The organism is Bradyrhizobium sp. JYMT SZCCT0428, assembly GCF_018131075.1.
Classification (GTDB): domain Bacteria; phylum Pseudomonadota; class Alphaproteobacteria; order Rhizobiales; family Xanthobacteraceae; genus Bradyrhizobium.
Genome location: NZ_JAFCLS010000090.1, coordinates 1 through 16,330, shown reverse-complemented (window position 1 = coordinate 16,330; position 16,330 = coordinate 1). Strand labels below are relative to the sequence as shown.

Below are 16,330 nucleotides of genomic sequence, written 5' to 3'. Positions count from 1 at the left end.
CAGCCGCGCGGCGTGTACATGTATTCCCATTCCCCAGCATGAATGATTTGATTGCTTCGACCTGTATCCGGATTGCCACAGGCGAACTTTGATTTGGGAAAAAATGGCAAGGGTCGTGTCCTATCGGACTATGCAGTTTGTGCCATTCCCTTGCGTGCGGAATTGGCACGCCGGGAAAAGTGGGTAACCGATCCAACTCGGTCAGACTGACGCCAATCCCACCTTCCGCTTTGCCCGCGATAGCGGACTCAACACGGACATCGCGGCATGTCTCAAACGCGAGGAGTTTTGCGCGCATTGCGAATGGTAACCGTGAACCTGTGGGGATGGTCAGCAAGCTCCAAAAAGTGCGACCAATTGGCACGATTTGCCATTTTGATCTCATATGAAATGAAGTGTTGCCGTTAAGGCACGGCACTTCATAGCCGACTATGCGGTTATCCTTTAGTCCGGGATCGGCGCCGAGTACTCGTACCTATTCCGAGCGAGAGTTTGACTGTGTTGTGCGGAGATGCATGTTGCGATCTGTTCTTGCACTCGGAATTTGCGCGCTGGCATGTGGATTGAGTATCCCCGCGTCTAGCCGATCCGCGGAACTCGCTTCCGACCAACCGCGAAACCCGGAAGCCGACTATTCCTATTTTCTAAGTCCGTTCAAATTGGCTAATCAACCTAATCTCAAGCAGTCAGTGTTTGGGTTTGCAGGTCGCACAAACTCGGGAAATCTCGGGGAGACATTTGCCTTCGGCGTTGGTGCACCACGGACGATGTTCTATGACAATTACATCGTAGCCGGAGCCTATCAACGCGACTTTTTTCAGTTCAACAGTGGAATTCTGATTGGCGCGGAGATCGGACTCGCTGATCGGTTCGGCAACTACACGGTTTGTTGTGACACCGTCGCTTACTCAAATAGAATGAAACATTCAGCAGAGCTGTGGGGCGGCATCTCATTTCGACACCAGGGTGTCGCATTGTTTGATGCGGTTCGGATTTCGCCAGGCTTTGTGTTTGGACTAAGCGCAGTATCAAATCCGATTGGCCAAGAGGGCCTGAATCAGATCGCCCATCAGGGCAACAGCCATGTTCTTTTTTACTTGGGCTTTGACCTTGCGTTTGCCTTGGCTACCCTTCCCGATACCGAATTGGTTATCCGCATCCAGCACCGCTCCGGTGGATACGGCACGCTCGGTGGCATGAAGGAGGGGAACAACGCAAATGTAATCGGGATACGGCAGCGTTTTTGAATGCCGTGACAATTCCGGATAAGATGCATGTCCGTCTTGGGTCAAAAACAGAAGTCGCGGCATTGCGGTGGGAAGTCTGCTTTACTCCCGAAGGCGGACACATTGGACGGACATTCCCGGAGGTCCGTTTAGTGCCAATTTCGGATGGCGACGTGCTATCTTATGACCCGACGGGCTCGAATAACGAGGGCTCGGTACCATAGTAGGAACGGGTCCGTCGAGCTTATATCTCGTCGCCTTCGCTCCTCGCCCTGCGGGACGATCTGCTCTCGCCAAAACTCGGTCGTGCTGTCTCCCGCTGCTTGACGGGACGAACGTCGCTCTCTTCGAAAGCATGGCAATAAAACTGGCGATGCAGGTTACCGAGAACTCGATTCTCCGTTTTCAATTTGGGGTGGGATATGGGTGAACGCAGATTCTTCGATAGCCCCGCTGGTTTGACAGTAGCCAAAATCATTTCGCTGACCGGTGCCGAATGCCATGATGCAAGGCGGCTTTCCCACCTGATTACAGATGTGGCGCCACTCGAACTTGCCGGGCCGAATGACCTCGCTTTTATCGAAAGCAATAAATACGCCGACGCGCTTGCGACAACGCGCGCGGGGGCCTGTCTAATGCTTCGGCGCTTCGAAAGCCGCGCCCCAGGTACTCTCATCCTGTTGCCGACGGAGCAGCCCTATCAGGCTTTTGTTGACGTACATAGTGAACTGTATCCGCGATCCCTTCGCCCGACATCCCTTTACGAAACTGGCGAAATTTCTCCAGGCTCAACCATCCATCCAACTGCGCGCCTAGGGAGCGGAATAACGGTTGATCCGGGAGCTGTGATCGGGCCTCGGGCTGAGATTGGAGCGGGAAGCATCATCGCCGCAACGGCCGTAATCGGGCCTGACGTGTTGATCGGCCGCGACTGCACGATTGGCGCAGGCTGTTCGATCACCCATACGCTCATAGGTGAGCGCGTCATAATCCATCCCGGATGCCGTATTGGGCAGGACGGTTTTGGTTATATTGCGGGTTTCCCACAGCAGAAAGTTCCCCAAACTGGACGGGTAATTATCCATGACGACGTGGAGATCGGCGCCGGGACGACGATTGATCGTGGCGGCATAAGGGACACGATCATTGGAGAAGCTACAAAGATCGACAATCTATGTCAGGTCGGCCACAACGTAGTCATTGGCCGCCATTGTATTATCGTCGCACAGTCGGGTCTCAGTGGCAGCGTGACGCTTGAAGATTTTGTCGTCCTAGGTGGCAGAGTTGCCATCGCATCCCACGTCACGATCGGCAGGGGTGGAAGGGTGGCAGGGGGTTCAGGAGTTATGAATGACGTCCCGCCGGGAAAAACCTGGGGCGGCTATCCGGCCCGACCAAGAATGCAGTGGTTGCGGCAATTGGCTACGCTGGCTCGACTTACGAAATCCGGCGATTACGCTGCAGCCCCTCCGACTCTTTCCGATAAGAGCTGAGGTTGCCGCGCGCTCGATTCGGCTCGAGCATGAGAAATCCAGCCATGTCTGTTCTGGGTCAATCGCGTCGGTTTGACGGTCGGCCAGCCACTTCCGGTCTACCCCCGTCAACGGACATCGCCTGATCGGCTCCGGGTATTCCGTTTCGCGCCGATACGATAGTCATGAACTCGAGGGGCAGGGCCGTTCAACTGGCCTAGCCTTACCGCGCGTCGATCTCTTGCCGAAGCAAGGTGAAGTCGATAGGCTTGGTCAGCACCCCTGACGCACCGCCTTCTATCGCCTTCCGCTTGGTTTCGGGATCGCCGTAGGCAGTGATCATGATGATGGGGACGTCGGGTCGCATCACCCAGACTTTCGGCAGCATCTCAATCCCGGGCATGTTGATGTCCGAGAGGATCAATATCAGGGTCTGTTCGATGGGCTCCTCGATCCGCGACAGCGCATCCGCTGCGGAATCGCGAAATCCATGACGAAGCGTTGCGCACGCAGGTCGCGCCGAAACTGCTGGCGGAACAACGCCTCGACGTCAGGCTCGTCGTCGACCACAAGAACCAGAACGCTCACGTGTCACCTCGATGCCTGCCTGATACATTGCTCGTCCTCGGCAGGACGATAGTAAATTCCGTGAACTGCCCAGGTTCGGTCACGACATCAATTCTACCGCCGTGCTGTTTCACGATGATGTCGTGCGTCATCGACAGACCAAGTCCGGTTCCTTCACCGGCTGGCTTGGTGGTGAAGAACGGGTTGAACATCTTTTCCTGCACTTCGGCCGGGATGCCAGTGCCGTTGTCGCGAATACGAATTTCCACGGTGGTTACGAGGCTCTTGGTGGTCGCCCACAGGGTTGGCTCAAAACCAGGTTGTTTGTCCTCGGTCTTGCGCTTGGTCGCAGCATAGACGCCGTTCGCGATCAGATTGAGAAATGCGCGGGTGATCTCCTGCGGAAATAGCTCGATTGTACCCGCGTCCGCATCGAAGTCGCGTTGCAGCGTAATATTGAACTCGCCTTTTTCTGCGCGTGCGCCGTGATACGCGAGATTGAGGCTCTCATCCACGAGCGCATTGATGTCCGTGGGCCTTTGTTCGCCGGAGCCCTCGCGCGAATGCAGCAGCATGTTTTTGACGATGGAGTCGGCGCGCTTGCCATGCTGCACGACTTTTTCGAGATTGTCCTTCAGTAAGCCGGTTAACTCGTCGACTTCTCCCCGGACCTTGCTGTCGAGCGTGACCGGTTTGAGCACGTCATTCAGCTCGTCGGTCAATTCCGCCGAAACCGCCGAGAAGTTATTGACGAAGTTGAGCGGGTTCTTGATCTCGTGCGCGATGCCCGCTGTGAGTTGTCCGAGCGAGGCAAGTTTTTCGGTCTGGATCAGGCGATCCTGTGCAGTCTGCAAATCGCGCAACGCGGCCTCGGCCGCGTCTCGCGCTGTGCCAATCGCCTCCTCCGCATGCTTTCTCTCTGTGATGTCGCTGTAGATAAGCACGAAGCCGCCACTAGGCACCGGATTGCGGCGCACCTCGATGACGCGGCCGTCGGGTCGCGTCCGTTCGAAGCGCATTTCGATATCGCGGCTGATATCTTCAATGGTGCGGCTCAGTTGCGCTTCGAGATCGGGCGAGTACTCGCCGCGGTCAGCAAGATAGCGGAAATACTCGGCATAGCTCGGCCGCCCCGCGAGGAAGGCGTCCGGTAGATCGAGCATCTCCTGGAAATTGCGGTTCCACGCGGTAAGCCGCGCTGCGGCGTCAAACATGACGACGCCGTCGCCCATGTTGTCGAAGGTGACGCGAAGCTCGGCCTGGCGATCGCGCAACTCCTCGAACAGTCGTGCGTTCTCGATCGCAATCACCGCCTGATCGGAGAAGCTGGTGGCGAGTTCGATCTCTTTCGACGTGAAGGGATCGGCGCGTGTGCGAACAACGACCAGTATGCCGATTAAAACGTCCTCTCGCAGCAGCGGAATGCCGAGCAACGTACGGCCACCGGCGAGCTTTGCTCCCTCATAATGGTATTCGGGATCCTGCAAAGCGTCCGGGATGTGGACCGCGCGGTGCTCCAGAACCGCCCGGCCGGCCACGGTGCCGCGATCGGCCGCAAACGGGTTAGCGAGGATGAATTCTGTTACCTCCGCTGAAAGGCCGCGCACCGCGACCAAGTGATACCTGTCATCTTTTTGGCGGTACATAAGCGCTTGGTCAGCGCGGCAGAGGCGCACCACCGTCTCCACCAGTGTGTCGAGCACCGTTTCGAGGTCGACCGACGAGCGGCTGATTACCTTGAGCACATCGGCGGTGGCGGTCTGTTGCTGCAGTGACTCGCTGAGATCGCGGGTCTTCGCCTGCACTTCGTCGAACAGCCGGGCGTTCTCAATCGCGATCACGGCCTGATCGGCGAAGGTCTGCAGCAGCGCTATCTGCTTGTCGATGAAAGGTCGGACTTCCCGGCGATAGATCGTAAAAGCTCCGATAATGACTTCGTCTCGGCCGAGCGGTACGGCAAGGTACGTACGGGCACCTGCAATGTCGACCAACGCGCGACGCACAGGATTGCCGCCCCGGTAGCCCTCATCGTCCGAGGCGTCGATGATGTGGACGAAGTTCTCGCCACGCACGAGCCGACCCATTCCCGTTTCGGGGCCTAGACGGACCGGGCGGCGCCATAGGTCGGTGACCGCAGACGGCACGCCCCGTGTTGCGACAACTTGGTGCATGTCGTCACCTTCGTAGGTGGTGAAAACGCCAAAACTTGCGCCGCAAATAAGCGTCGCCTTCTCAAGAATAACTTCGAACACCGGAGCCAGGTCGCCGGGCGAGTTGTTGATGACCTTGAGGATCTCGGCCGTCGCGGTCTGCCGCTCCAGCGCGTCCTTTGTCTCATTGAAAAGCCGAGCATTCTCGATGGCAATCACGGCCTGGTCGGCGAAGGTCTGCAGCAGTTGCACGTGGTGGCCGGGAAAAGCGCCGGGCTCGACGCGCGCGACACTAATCGCGCCGATGGCGCCGCTGTCGCTCCAGAGCGGCACCAGGAGCCTGCTTCGAAAGCCCCGCGCCCGCCCCATATCCCTGACGTTGCGATCGGCATAAATCTCCGACTCGCTATCGGCAATCTCCGAGGTCTCGCCGCGGCGAAGCATTTCGAACGCCGGGTTGCCCGCGATCTGTACCGGGAATGCCGCCCGGAGCACCGCATCAGCTTGCTCGCTGACCGGCGTGAACGCGGCCACATCAATCATATCGCCATCAATGCGGAGCACCGTGGTTGAATGGCCACCGATGAGCTTGGTTGCACGCTCGGCGATCGCTTCGAATACCGGCTGCACATCGGAGGGCGAGCTGGCGATGACCTTCAGGATTTCGGCCGTTGCGGTCTGCCGTTCCAGCGCCTCCCTGGTCTCGTTGAACAGCCGCGCGTTCTCGACGGCGATGACCGCCTGCGCCGCAAAGGTCTGTACCAGTTCGATCTGCCGGTCGGTGAAAGGCCGGACCTCGCGCCGCGTCAGCACAAACACGCCGGCGGGCGCGCCATCGCGCAACAGCGGTACGCCCAATCTGGTACGGGCCGGGTCGGGGTCCCCCCGGGCCATAAAGTCGGGCTCTGCCAGAACATCATGAATGTGAACGGCGTTACCTCCGGTCAAAAACCTGCTGGTCAGGGTGCTTTCCCCCGGCCGGAAAACGAGTTGCCGGATGAACTCCCTCTTGCCGGGGACCAGTCCCCAGTCCGCAGCGAGGGCGTAGCCGTCGCCTTTCGGCTGAAGAATAACCCCCTCGTCCGCCTCGCAGAGCTGCGCGGCCGACTTGACCAGCGTGTCCAGCACGGCCTGCAAATCGAACGCCGAGCGGCTAATCACTTTCAGAACATCGGCGGTCGCGGTCTGCTGCTGCAGCGACTCGGACAGATCAGCGGTCTTAACCTGAACCTCGTTGAACAGCCGCACATTTTCGATGGCGATGACGGCCTGGTCTGCGAATGTGCGCAGTAGTTCGACGTGATGGGCTAAAAACGAGCCGGGGTTCTTGCGGCTGACGGCGATGAAGCCAATCGCCGTTCCCTTGCTCATCAGGGGCACATACAACAGGCTTCGAAAGCCGCGCGCCCGCGCTATTTCCCTCAACGGCAAGGCCGCGGCCTCGGTTTCGGTGTCGGCGAACTCCACGATCTCGCCGGCATGCGCCCGTTCAAAATGCCACATGCCGGCAATTGGGCGCGGGAACCGGGCTCTCATCATTTCGTCCGCGGCCGGATTTACCGGCGTAAAGGCCTCAAGATGACAAATGCCGCCGACAAACCGATACACCCCGGCCGAGAAGCCGCCGATCAACCTGTCGGCGTTGGCCACAATGGCATCGAATACCGGCTGCACGTCGTCAGGCGAACTGGCGATGACCTTCAATATCTCGGCCGTCGCCGCCTGCTGTTCGCGGGCTTCCTTCAGATCTTGGCTCGGATCGGAGGTTGAACAACGCCTAACCCGGGCGGCCGCTGGCGCAATGCGGGGCTTGGTCTTGGTGGTCTTGCGGCCCTCTGCGGGCTTAGCGTCGCGGGCGCTCGCCCCGCTCGTCTTGCTACCCGTTCTTGATGGCCGCGCCATATCCGCCCCCAGGGTCAAGAAGGCCATCTTAACGGGCTAAACCGTCCTTCAGGAAGGGGCGGATTGGGCTGTGTCGCTGGTTGCCGGCTAGCCCAGCTGACGTCCGCTAATAGGATGGACCGGCCGTGCTCCCGCCCCGAACCGGACATCACTGACCCGACGCGGCGAGCGACAAATCGCCCCAACCCGCCTGGGAATGACTAGGCTAATGTTGGTTCAGGGGGCTTGGGACCGTCAGCATCCAAGACCCGCTCTTGGGGAGGTCTGATGGTCGAACTTGCCCCATTCCTTAGAGATCTGGGGTTGTCTCAATATACCGGGACGTTCGCCGACAACGATATCGATGGCGCAGCGCTGCTCGAGCTAGAAGAGGCTCATCTCAAAGAACTCGGGCTCTCGCTTGGCCATCGCGTTCGCCTGATGAAGGCCATCGTCGAATTGCGCATGGCGAATGGCACGCCGGCGCCGGTCGTGGGCGATGTAGGCAAGATCGCCATGCCTCCAGCCGAAGTCCGCGGCGCAGCGAGCCAATCGTCAGCCGATGGCGAGCGCCGGCAGCTCACAGTAATGTTCGCCGATCTCGTCGGCTCGACTGAACTCGCTGCCCGTGCCGATCCCGAAGACGTCCGCGACGTCATGCGTGCCTATCAGGACGCCTGTGCCGGGTCCATCGCGCGCTACGACGGCTACCTGGCGAAGTATTTGGGCGACGGCGTGCTTGCTTACTTCGGCTATCCTCATGCACACGAGGACGCAGCGGAGCGCGCAGTGCGTGCGGCGCGCGACATCGTCCAGGCCATTGGTCGATTGGCGCCCGTTAGCGGCCATAGGCTGTCGGTGCGGGTGGGCATCGCAACAGGAATGGTCGTGGTCGGCGCGGTCGCCGCGCCGGACGGAGCTTCCGAGCTTTCTGCCATTGGCGACACTCCGAACCTGGCCGCAAGGTTGCAGGGGCTGGCCGAGCCCAACACTGTGGTGATCGCCGACAGTACACGCGCACTGACGCGTGGCGCTTTCCGCTATGTCGATCTCGGTGACCACAAGCTGAAGGGCATTTCCGAACCCGCGCGTGTTTGGCAGGTGGCAGGCGATATTGCTGCCTCCCGCTTTGAGGCGGCACACGTAACGGGGCTCAGCCGCTTCGTCGGGCGCGAGTCGGAAGTGGCGCTGCTGAACAGTCGCTGGGAACAGGCGCTAAGCGGCGAAGGGCAAGCCGTGCTGCTGTGCGGCGAGGCCGGCATTGGCAAGTCTCGTATCGCCGAGCAGCTGCGCCAGCGCCTGGAGGGGGTCGACCACACCTGGATCCGCTACCAGTGTTCTCCATTCCATGTCAGTAGCGCACTGCAGCCGGTCATTTCCCAGCTCGAATACGCCGCCGACCTGAACGTGGACGACGATGCCACTATCCGCTTGGCCAAGCTCGAAGCTCTGCTCGCGCCCTTGACCCGGAACAGGGAAGAGGTGGTGCCGTTGCTGGCAACCCTGCTCGGCATTCCGCTCGGCAGCGGCCATGTCATGCCCAATGTTACTTCTGACGTGCTCAAGCGGCGCACGCTCGAAGCGCTCGCCGGCCAGTTCGTGGCGCTGGCGCGGATCAAGCCGGTCTATTGGCTGGTCGAGGACGTCCACTGGATCGATCCCACGACGCGCGAGCTCATCGGCCTGTGTCTCGATCGCGTTCGCGACCTGCCGGTCTTCGCGCTAATAACTTTCCGTCCGGAGTTCGTCCCTCCCTGGGGGCATTTGCCACACGTGACAGGGCTCACACTCAACCGGCTCGCGCGACGGCAATCCACCGAGCTGATTGACAGCTTGTGCGCTGGCAAGCGGCTGCCGGCAGATGTCGTTGAGCAGATCGTAACCAAGACGGATGGCATTCCGTTATTCATTGAGGAACTGACCAAGACAGTGCTAGAATCAGGTCTGCTGATCGAACGTGACGGAAGTTACGCCCATACCGGCCCAATGCCGCCGATGGCGATTCCCAGTACCCTTCAAGATTCGTTGATGGCGCGGCTCGAGCGTCTGTCGCCAGTCAAGGAAGTTGCGCAGATTGGCTCAGCGATCGGCCGCGAATTTTCCTACGATCTGCTCGCTGCCGTGTCCGAGTTGCGCGACAACGAGCTCAAGGAAGCGTTGGGACAATTGGCCAACGCCGAACTCGTTTATGTTCGGGGCGAGCCGCCCGATGCCACCTACGTTTTTAAGCATGCGCTGGTTCAGGACGCCGCCTATGCCAGCCTTTTGCGGGCGCGACGTCAGCAAATCCATTCCCGAATAGCGCAGGTTCTGCCGGAGAAATTTCCGGATCTGACGGCGCGGCAGCCCGAAACGATTGCGTTCCATTGCGAGGCGGCTGGACTGGAGACACCAGCCAAGGAGTACTGGAGCCGTGCTGGCCGGCTGGCTCTGGCAAACGCGACCTACGCCGAGGCAACAAATCATTTCGCCAAGGCATTGGCGCTGGTGGCAAAGGAGGCGCCTTCGGAAGCGAGGATACGCGAGGAAACCGGCCTTTTGCTGGGCCGTGGCATCGCGATGGTGGCACTGCAGGGTCCATCATCGACTGAACACGCCCAGATAGCGACCGACGCACTTACAGTTAGCGCGCCGTTAGGCGACGATCCGCTGCAATTCCGCGCCCGGTGGGCCGATTGGATGGTCCATTCGGTGGGCGGAAAACTGCCCGAAGCCGCCGCGCGCGCTGATGTGCTGGTGGGGATGGCCAACCGGATCGGAGCCGAGGATTTACAATTGCAGGCTCACCATGCGCGCTGGACCACGGCGGTGGCGCGCGGTCACGTCTTAATTGCCAGAGAAGCCATAGAACATGGGCTTGCGCGGTACAATCTGGGGCAACATCGCGACCACTGGTCGATGTATGGCGCTCATGATCCTGGCGTTTGTGCCTGCAGCAGTGGCGCTATCACTTTTTGGCAGGCCGGCTTGGCTGAACGCGCTCAAAGTCTCTGCGTGCGGGCGATTAGCCTCGGCACCGAACTCGGCCATCCATTGAGCATGGCGAACGCGCACATGATGGGCACCTTCTTCGCCATGATGGTCGAGGACGATGCGGCTGCCGATTCCAACACTCAAGCCATGGTTGCGGTGGCTGCCGAAGCCAACTTGGGTTGGCCTGCTCGCCTCGGTCGCTTTCAGGCCGGGTGGGTGATTGCGCGACAGGGTCAAATCGGGCGCGGCACTGACCAAATGGAAGCGAGCTTTCGCAGTCTCCACGAAAGGAAGGAGCGGCTTTATCTGACTTTCCTGGGCACTTTGGTGGCTCGCACCAAGCTTGAGATGGGCCGCACCGAAGAGGCGCTGAATTTCCTCGAGGAATTGCAGATACTATCGGTCGAAACCCATCAGCAGATGTTTGTTTCCGATCTCCATCGCCTCCGCGCCGAGGCGCTCCATCGGCTGGACCCAAACAGCCCCCGTATTGAGGAAGAGTATCGAGTGGCGCTGCAGCTAGCGCGAGAACAGGGCGCGCTTGCACTGGAACTTCGGGCTGCGGGCGGATTGGCAACCCACTTTGCCGCGAGCGGCCGTATAGTCGAAGGCAAGGCGCTCCTCCGTCCGCTGTTCGACCGCTTCACCGAAGGCCTGGCGACGCCAGATTTGCAGGCGGCCAAGACGCTGCTCGATGCTTTGGAGTAGACCTCACGTCGCCGGCGATCCTCTCCGCGCGGACGAGACGGACCTGACGAGCGGATCAGGCTGCTGCCTGTGAGTGGCGGAGCCATCTGTCGACACCGATGCGGCCGAGGCGCGCTTTTACTTCAGGATCAGTTCGGTAGATGTTCGCGTAATTTTCGCCCGCGCCGGACAAGCGTTCCTGCACCAACAGGAGGGGTAAACCCACCCCGTAGTCATCTCCAGAAGTCCCTGAACCTGCCCGGCGACAACTCGGCGTATCGCACGGTGCTGGATGTTGCGGTGGCCGAGGATGGCTACGGGGCGCCGGTCGCGGCCCGCTACTGATCACGGGCTTGCGTTCAGCAAGCCTTGGCCCCGGCACCGTGCCGGGGCCTTTTTTTGTTAACTGCGAATGGGTGCTGCTGCTGCCTGGCGAGGTCCACAAAAGGCCGTCAACGGCGCTTGACCCAGATCAACGCGCCGGACGCATCAACGATGCGTCCTACCCGGATAACCCATCTGCTGTCGGTCGTCGGCAGCCCATTGTCCCGGTGAGGAGGATATTATGCCCCAGGTTCTAATCATCGTTAGTTGGCTTGGCGTTGCGAACGGCGCCGTTATTGCGACACAGGAATTTAACAGCGCAGAACGGTGCGACGCGGCGCGGCAGGCATTAATAGAGTACGCGAAGGCCCGAAGCTCTGACGAGACGCTTAGGACGGTCTGCCTCCCCAAGTGAAAAAGCGGAAGGTTGCCGCTGTACAACTGGTTGGCGTCGAGTTGATCAGTGCTGCTTACCAATTGATTTGTATCACCGCAGCCTGGATCGGAATGGGATTGGTTGACGGCGAGACTCCAAAAGCGGAATGCTCGCCGGAGGACATCGTCATGCCTATGTGTCGGTCGCCTCGGACCCCTGATGCACTGCTTCAAGCGGGCAGGCCTCCCGCCAACGACAACCACCCGCCGGCAAGAATTGGTATTGGATCTTCTCGCAAGACAAATCGAACCGTCAAGGCCGGCTGGCAGGCAATTCTGATCCTCTGCGTCGCCACACTGCTGCTACTTTGAACGATTGATTTTGCCATGCTTGTAGCGTCCGCTGCTCGTGCATTTGGCCCGAAGTTGACGAAATGAACGATGAGGCTACTGACGTTCCTCATTGTTTGCTATGCGGCTGCCTGGCCAAGACGGACGGTCTGTTGAGGCTTAATACAACGCCGAGCAGTCTGAATTTCTGCCTCAGTCGCGCCCCTGCTGCGAGCCCACGCCTCGGCGGCAGGCACGCTGTCTTTGCGACATAGTACCTGATTAGCGCGCAGGAAGGCGGCGGATCGTAGGAACGACTGTAGCCGTCTTTCCGATTAATGATTGATTTGGATCAAGCCTTGCGCAAGTTCCCTGAAATCCAATCGCTGCATATTCGAACAGTGCCCCGGGGAATTGCGAGCATGGACACCGTCAGGTGGATAATCTCCACGGCTCCAGAAATCTTTCTGCTGTTTGCGGTGGCCATCGGCACCGTCCTCGGCCGCGTCAGAATTCGCGGATTTGCGCTCGGCACGACGGCATGCACACTGATCGTCGCCGTTCTCATCGGACAGCTCGGCCCCTTCACGTTTCCTCCGATGCTCAGGGGCATTCTGTTCAGCCTGTTCGTATTCACCATCGGCTACCGGTCGGGACCCGAGTTCTTTGCCTCCTTGAGCGTACGGACCCTGGCGCAGGTGGCGCTGGCGTTGGTGCTCGGCGGCACCGGTCTCATTCTCGTTCTGGGTTTCGCTTACATATTTGCGCTTGATCCCGGCACTGCATCCGGACTCGCCGCCGGCGCCTTGACGCAATCCTCCGTCATCGGCACGGCATCAGGGGCGCTGGCACAACTCGGACTTCCAAAGAATGTGCTGGACCAACAGGAGGCCAACATAGCCGCCGGGTATGCAGTCACTTATGTGCTCGGTTACATCCTCACGCTCCTGTTCGTGCCGTTTGTCGCGCCGAAGCTCATGCGGATCGACCTGAAGAAGGAAGCGGCCAAGCTAGAGGCGGAGCTTTCGGGCGGCACCCCACCAAAGACCGAGAATCTCGCCTACCGCAAATTCCAGGCTCGGGCCTATCGCGTGTCGGCCGCCGCAGGCCGAACCGTCAAGGCGATCGAGGACGAGGTCGGCAGCCGAACCGTCGTCGAGCGAATTGTCCGTAACGGGGCCGATGTTCAGCCGCATCTGGACACGGTCCTCCAAGCCGGCGACGACATCGTCATTGCCGGCCCGACCGCCGCCATTGTCGCCGCCAAGCCGGTCATTGGTAACGAAATCGATGCCGACGAAATCCTGCGTGCGATCCCCGGTAACGTGGTCGACGTGCTGGTCGATAGCCGCAAACTGCATGGCCGTTCCATCAAGGAGGTCGCGGAGAGAAGGTCGGCTCCGTCGCCTTGACGCTCGGCGGCGGCGGCGGAGCGCTGATTGCGGGCCTCCTCTGCGGCTGGCTCCGTTCCCGCCGGCCCACCATGGGCGCCATGCCTCCAGCCGCGCAGCAGACGCTGAGCGACATCGGACTTGGCGGCTTCATCGCGGCCATCGGGCTTGCCAACGGCCACGCCGCCTGGGTCGCGATCCAGGCGCATGGCCTGCTGCTGGTCGGCATGGGCCTCGTCGTCACCCTGGTGCCGCTGCTCGTCGCGACGCTGTTTGCCCATCACGTGCTTCGCATGAATCCGGTCATCACCTGCGGCGCGCTGGCCGGCGCCATGACGGTCGACGCCGCAGTGACCGGATGCTGCGAGATCGCCGAGAGCCAGACGCCGGTGCTAGGCGTCGCCGTACCCTACGCCGTCGGCAACGTTGTCCTGACCGTGCTGGGTCCGATCATCGTGGCCTGCACCTTTACGGGCTGAGTTTGCTCCGGCGCCGGAGCATCGAGGGAGCCTGATATGTGTTGGCACGGCTTGTGGAACCTGGCAGCTGCTACGCTGCTGCTTTTCGCCGGCGTCATCGCGCCGTCGCGCGTCTACGACCAGGCCGCGTCGCGACGTATCCAGGAGGAAATCTAGGCGCTGCCGCTGCCCTAATGCCTACGCCTCAAAGTTCGCTGGTGTCCGGTTTGGGTCATTCGCGTCGGTTTGGCCGGACTACGGCGACTTTCGGTCTACCCCGGTGAACGGACATTCTCAGGATAGGCGGGTATGTCTCAAAGGTGCCAGATTCAGACATCGCGTCGCTTCACTCGATCACCTCGTCGGCGGTCGCGAGCAGCGCCTGCGGTACTGTTAGGCCGAGCGCCTTTGCAGTCTTGAGATTGATAATCAGCTCATACTTGGTCGGCGCCTGCACCGGCATGTCGGCCGGTTTCTCGCCTTTGAGGATACGATCGACATACCCCGCGGCGCGCCGGAGCGGATCGAGCGTGTTAGCTCCGTAAGTCATAAGGCCACCGTCCACCGCGTAATAGCGATAGGGATAAATCGATGGCAATTTGTGACGAGAGGCAAGACCGATCAAGAGCTTGCGACGAGACCCTGTGCCGCCTGAGGTTACAATCATGCCGCCACTGCCGGAGCGTGTGAACGCCGCTACGCTCCGCTCGATTTCGTCGGTGTCGCGCACGTTCACGGGTGTGAGTTCAATGCCAAGGTTCTGCGATACCGATCGAACCGCCGCGAATTGTCCGATGCCTGCCGCAGTGGCTGGATCACGAAACACCAGAGCCCGGGTCACGTTTGGCGCGATTTGCTTGAGCAACTCGGCCCACTTGCCGCTCATGCTGTATTCGAAATTCGAGAAGCCGGTGATATTGCCGCCCGGGCGGGCCATGCTTTGGACGAAGCCGGCACCGACCGGATCGGGAGCGTTCACGAACACGATCGGGACAGTACGCGTAGCCTGCTGCAATGGTCCGACGGCCGCACTGCCGATGGTCACGATCACGTCCGGCGTGAGAGCTACCAGTTCCGCCGCATCGCTGCGACCACGGTCGGCATCGCCGCCGATCTGACGAACTTCGATCTTGAGATTGCGGCCGACCACCCACCCTAACTGCCGAAGAGCCTGTTCAAAAACCGCGGCCCGCGCCTGTGCCTCCGGATCGTCCGATTCGAGGGCGTTGAGCATGCCAATGAAGCGCACGCGCTCGGATTGTTGCGCGCGTACCGCGATAGGCCCCGCAACAACCGCCCCACTCACGATACCGAGAAAATCCCGCCGCTTCATGCCCGCGCCCCCGACGGGTAACATCTTAACTGCTCCGATCAGCGACTCGGAAGGGGCCAAAAGACGCCTCGGGCACAAAATTATCTAAGACTGGCGATGTCCGCTGTGGGTCATTCGCGTCGGCTTGGCCGGACCACGGCGACTTCCGGTCAGCCGCTCCCTCCCTCGCCGCGTATATCGCGGGAAACCGGTTGTCCGATGCCAGGCTGGCGATGCGGGGGTACTCGGCAAACAACATCGGGCTAGGAAAAACACTGAGTGCGGCGGCGCGCTCTTTGACCATGGCGGAGAATGCGTCTGCTATATCGTCGGGACTGGCCGCCGACACCAGTTGAATCTGTATTCACAGGGACTGGGCCGCGCTCTCGATCTCCTTCGACATGCCAGCCATTGTGCGATCGCCGTATGCACGGGGATGCCAGAGGACGGCCACGCGGGAGAGTTGCGGCACTACCTGCTTGAGCAGCTGCAGTCGCTTGGCAACTAGCTCCGGGCCAAGAAAGGTTGTTCCCGTCAGATTCCCGCCTGGCCGTGCCAGGCTGGCAACCAGATCGTCCTCGACGGGATCGGCCATGCCTATTGCGACGATTGGAATTTGGCTGGTCGCTTGCTTGGCTGCTCTGCGCCACGATGACATCGACCTGGCGTTCGACCAGTTCAGCAGCGGCCTGACGGAGTCGATCCGGGTTCGATTCTCCAAACCGGCGCTCAAAGAAGACGTTTTGTCCCTCGGTGTAACCGAGCTGATGGAGCCCTTCGATCATGGCATTGAGACTTGCTCGACTGGCGTCGGGCCCCTCTGCATGGCCGGGCGCCAGAATGCCGATGCGTGTAGTCTTGGCTCCTTATTGCGCAAGCGTGCCGAGCGGCCAAGCGACCGTCGCACCGGCAACAAGACCGACAAATTCCCGCCGCCTCATGTCCACCTCAAGATTAAGGACAAGGCATCGTACCGCCTAAATCGTGCACTCCGGAAGGGCTTAGATGTGATCAAATTGGGTCCATCGCGTCACGTTGACAGGGCGCCGCGAACTTCCGACCCGGGTAAGCGGATGCTAGGGCCCGTCGGCATGTCTTAAAAGTGCCGATTTTGTTGCAAAAGTCGGCTGTTTGCGATGGATAGTTCGGCTACGTCGCCAGGGGCGGCCGGCTTTGATCCGCCG

The 16,330-nt window shown here is 60.3% G+C and carries 8 protein-coding genes and 2 pseudogenes; 6 read left to right on the top strand and 4 right to left on the bottom strand.

Features of this window, described 5'->3' with window-relative positions; translation table 11 throughout:
• The first annotated feature begins 518 nt into the window (after positions 1-518).
• Positions 519-1,247 (top strand): hypothetical protein, encoded by a 729-nt coding sequence (locus JQ575_RS41805; RefSeq protein ID WP_212038980.1) that lies wholly within the window; start codon positions 519-521, stop codon positions 1,245-1,247.
• A gap of 401 nt (positions 1,248-1,648) precedes the next feature.
• Complete coding sequence (gene lpxD, locus JQ575_RS41800) at positions 1,649-2,719, top strand: UDP-3-O-(3-hydroxymyristoyl)glucosamine N-acyltransferase (RefSeq protein WP_212038979.1); 1,071 nt, start codon at positions 1,649-1,651, stop codon at positions 2,717-2,719.
• 202 nt (positions 2,720-2,921) lie between these two features.
• On the opposite strand, the pseudogene JQ575_RS41795 reads toward lpxD, so the two are convergent.
• Both JQ575_RS41795 and JQ575_RS41790 read right to left on the bottom strand, forming a co-directional pair.
• A pseudogene (locus JQ575_RS41795) lies at positions 2,922-3,286 on the bottom strand (response regulator).
• Entirely contained in the window at positions 3,283-7,317 is a 4,035-nt protein-coding gene (locus JQ575_RS41790; protein WP_212038978.1) for a GAF domain-containing protein, read from the bottom strand. Before JQ575_RS41790 ends, JQ575_RS41795 begins: the two are co-directional and overlap by 4 nt.
• Before the next feature lie 267 nt (positions 7,318-7,584).
• Between JQ575_RS41790 and JQ575_RS41785 the strand changes: the two genes are divergently transcribed.
• The 3 genes and pseudogenes from JQ575_RS41785 to JQ575_RS41775 all read left to right on the top strand — a co-directional run bounded on the left by JQ575_RS41785 (position 7,585) and on the right by JQ575_RS41775 (position 13,855).
• Positions 7,585-10,977, top strand: a complete 3,393-nt coding sequence (locus JQ575_RS41785) for an adenylate/guanylate cyclase domain-containing protein (protein WP_212038977.1) — start codon at positions 7,585-7,587, stop codon at positions 10,975-10,977.
• Positions 10,978-11,691: 714 nt separating this feature from the next.
• Positions 11,692-12,027 (top strand): hypothetical protein, encoded by a 336-nt coding sequence (locus JQ575_RS41780; RefSeq protein WP_212038976.1) that lies wholly within the window; start codon positions 11,692-11,694, stop codon positions 12,025-12,027.
• A 380-nt stretch (positions 12,028-12,407) separates the two neighbouring features.
• Positions 12,408-13,855 (top strand): annotated as a pseudogene (locus tag JQ575_RS41775) (TrkA C-terminal domain-containing protein).
• 325 nt (positions 13,856-14,180) lie between these two features.
• On the opposite strand, the gene JQ575_RS41770 reads toward JQ575_RS41775, so the two are convergent.
• The gene (locus JQ575_RS41770; RefSeq protein WP_212038975.1) at positions 14,181-15,167 is read right to left on the bottom strand and encodes an ABC transporter substrate-binding protein; all 987 of its coding nucleotides are present in this window, start codon (positions 15,165-15,167) and stop codon (positions 14,181-14,183) included.
• 343 nt (positions 15,168-15,510) lie between these two features.
• Positions 15,511-15,741: an ABC transporter substrate binding protein gene (locus JQ575_RS45405; RefSeq protein ID WP_249167269.1), complete on the bottom strand. Its 231-nt coding sequence runs from the start codon at positions 15,739-15,741 to the stop codon at positions 15,511-15,513.
• Here JQ575_RS45405 and JQ575_RS45400 point away from each other — a divergent pair.
• Complete coding sequence (locus JQ575_RS45400; RefSeq protein WP_249167268.1) at positions 15,740-16,246, top strand: hypothetical protein; 507 nt, start codon at positions 15,740-15,742, stop codon at positions 16,244-16,246. The genes JQ575_RS45405 and JQ575_RS45400 overlap by 2 nt on opposite strands.
• Positions 16,247-16,330 lie beyond the last annotated feature (84 nt).

Bases quoted from the DNA above. Each gene is read 5' to 3' on its own strand.
- lpxD (WP_212038979.1), top strand. From the start codon at position 1,649: ATGGGTGAACGCAGATTCTTCGATAGCCCCGCTGGTTTGACAGTAGCC.
- JQ575_RS41790 (WP_212038978.1), bottom strand. From the start codon at position 7,317: ATGGCGCGGCCATCAAGAACGGGTAGCAAGACGAGCGGGGCGAGCGCC.
- JQ575_RS41785 (WP_212038977.1), top strand. From the start codon at position 7,585: ATGGTCGAACTTGCCCCATTCCTTAGAGATCTGGGGTTGTCTCAATAT.
- JQ575_RS41770 (WP_212038975.1), bottom strand. From the start codon at position 15,167: ATGAAGCGGCGGGATTTTCTCGGTATCGTGAGTGGGGCGGTTGTTGCG.
- JQ575_RS45400 (WP_249167268.1), top strand. From the start codon at position 15,740: ATGCCTATTGCGACGATTGGAATTTGGCTGGTCGCTTGCTTGGCTGCT.
- JQ575_RS45405 (WP_249167269.1), bottom strand. From the start codon at position 15,741: ATGGCCGATCCCGTCGAGGACGATCTGGTTGCCAGCCTGGCACGGCCA.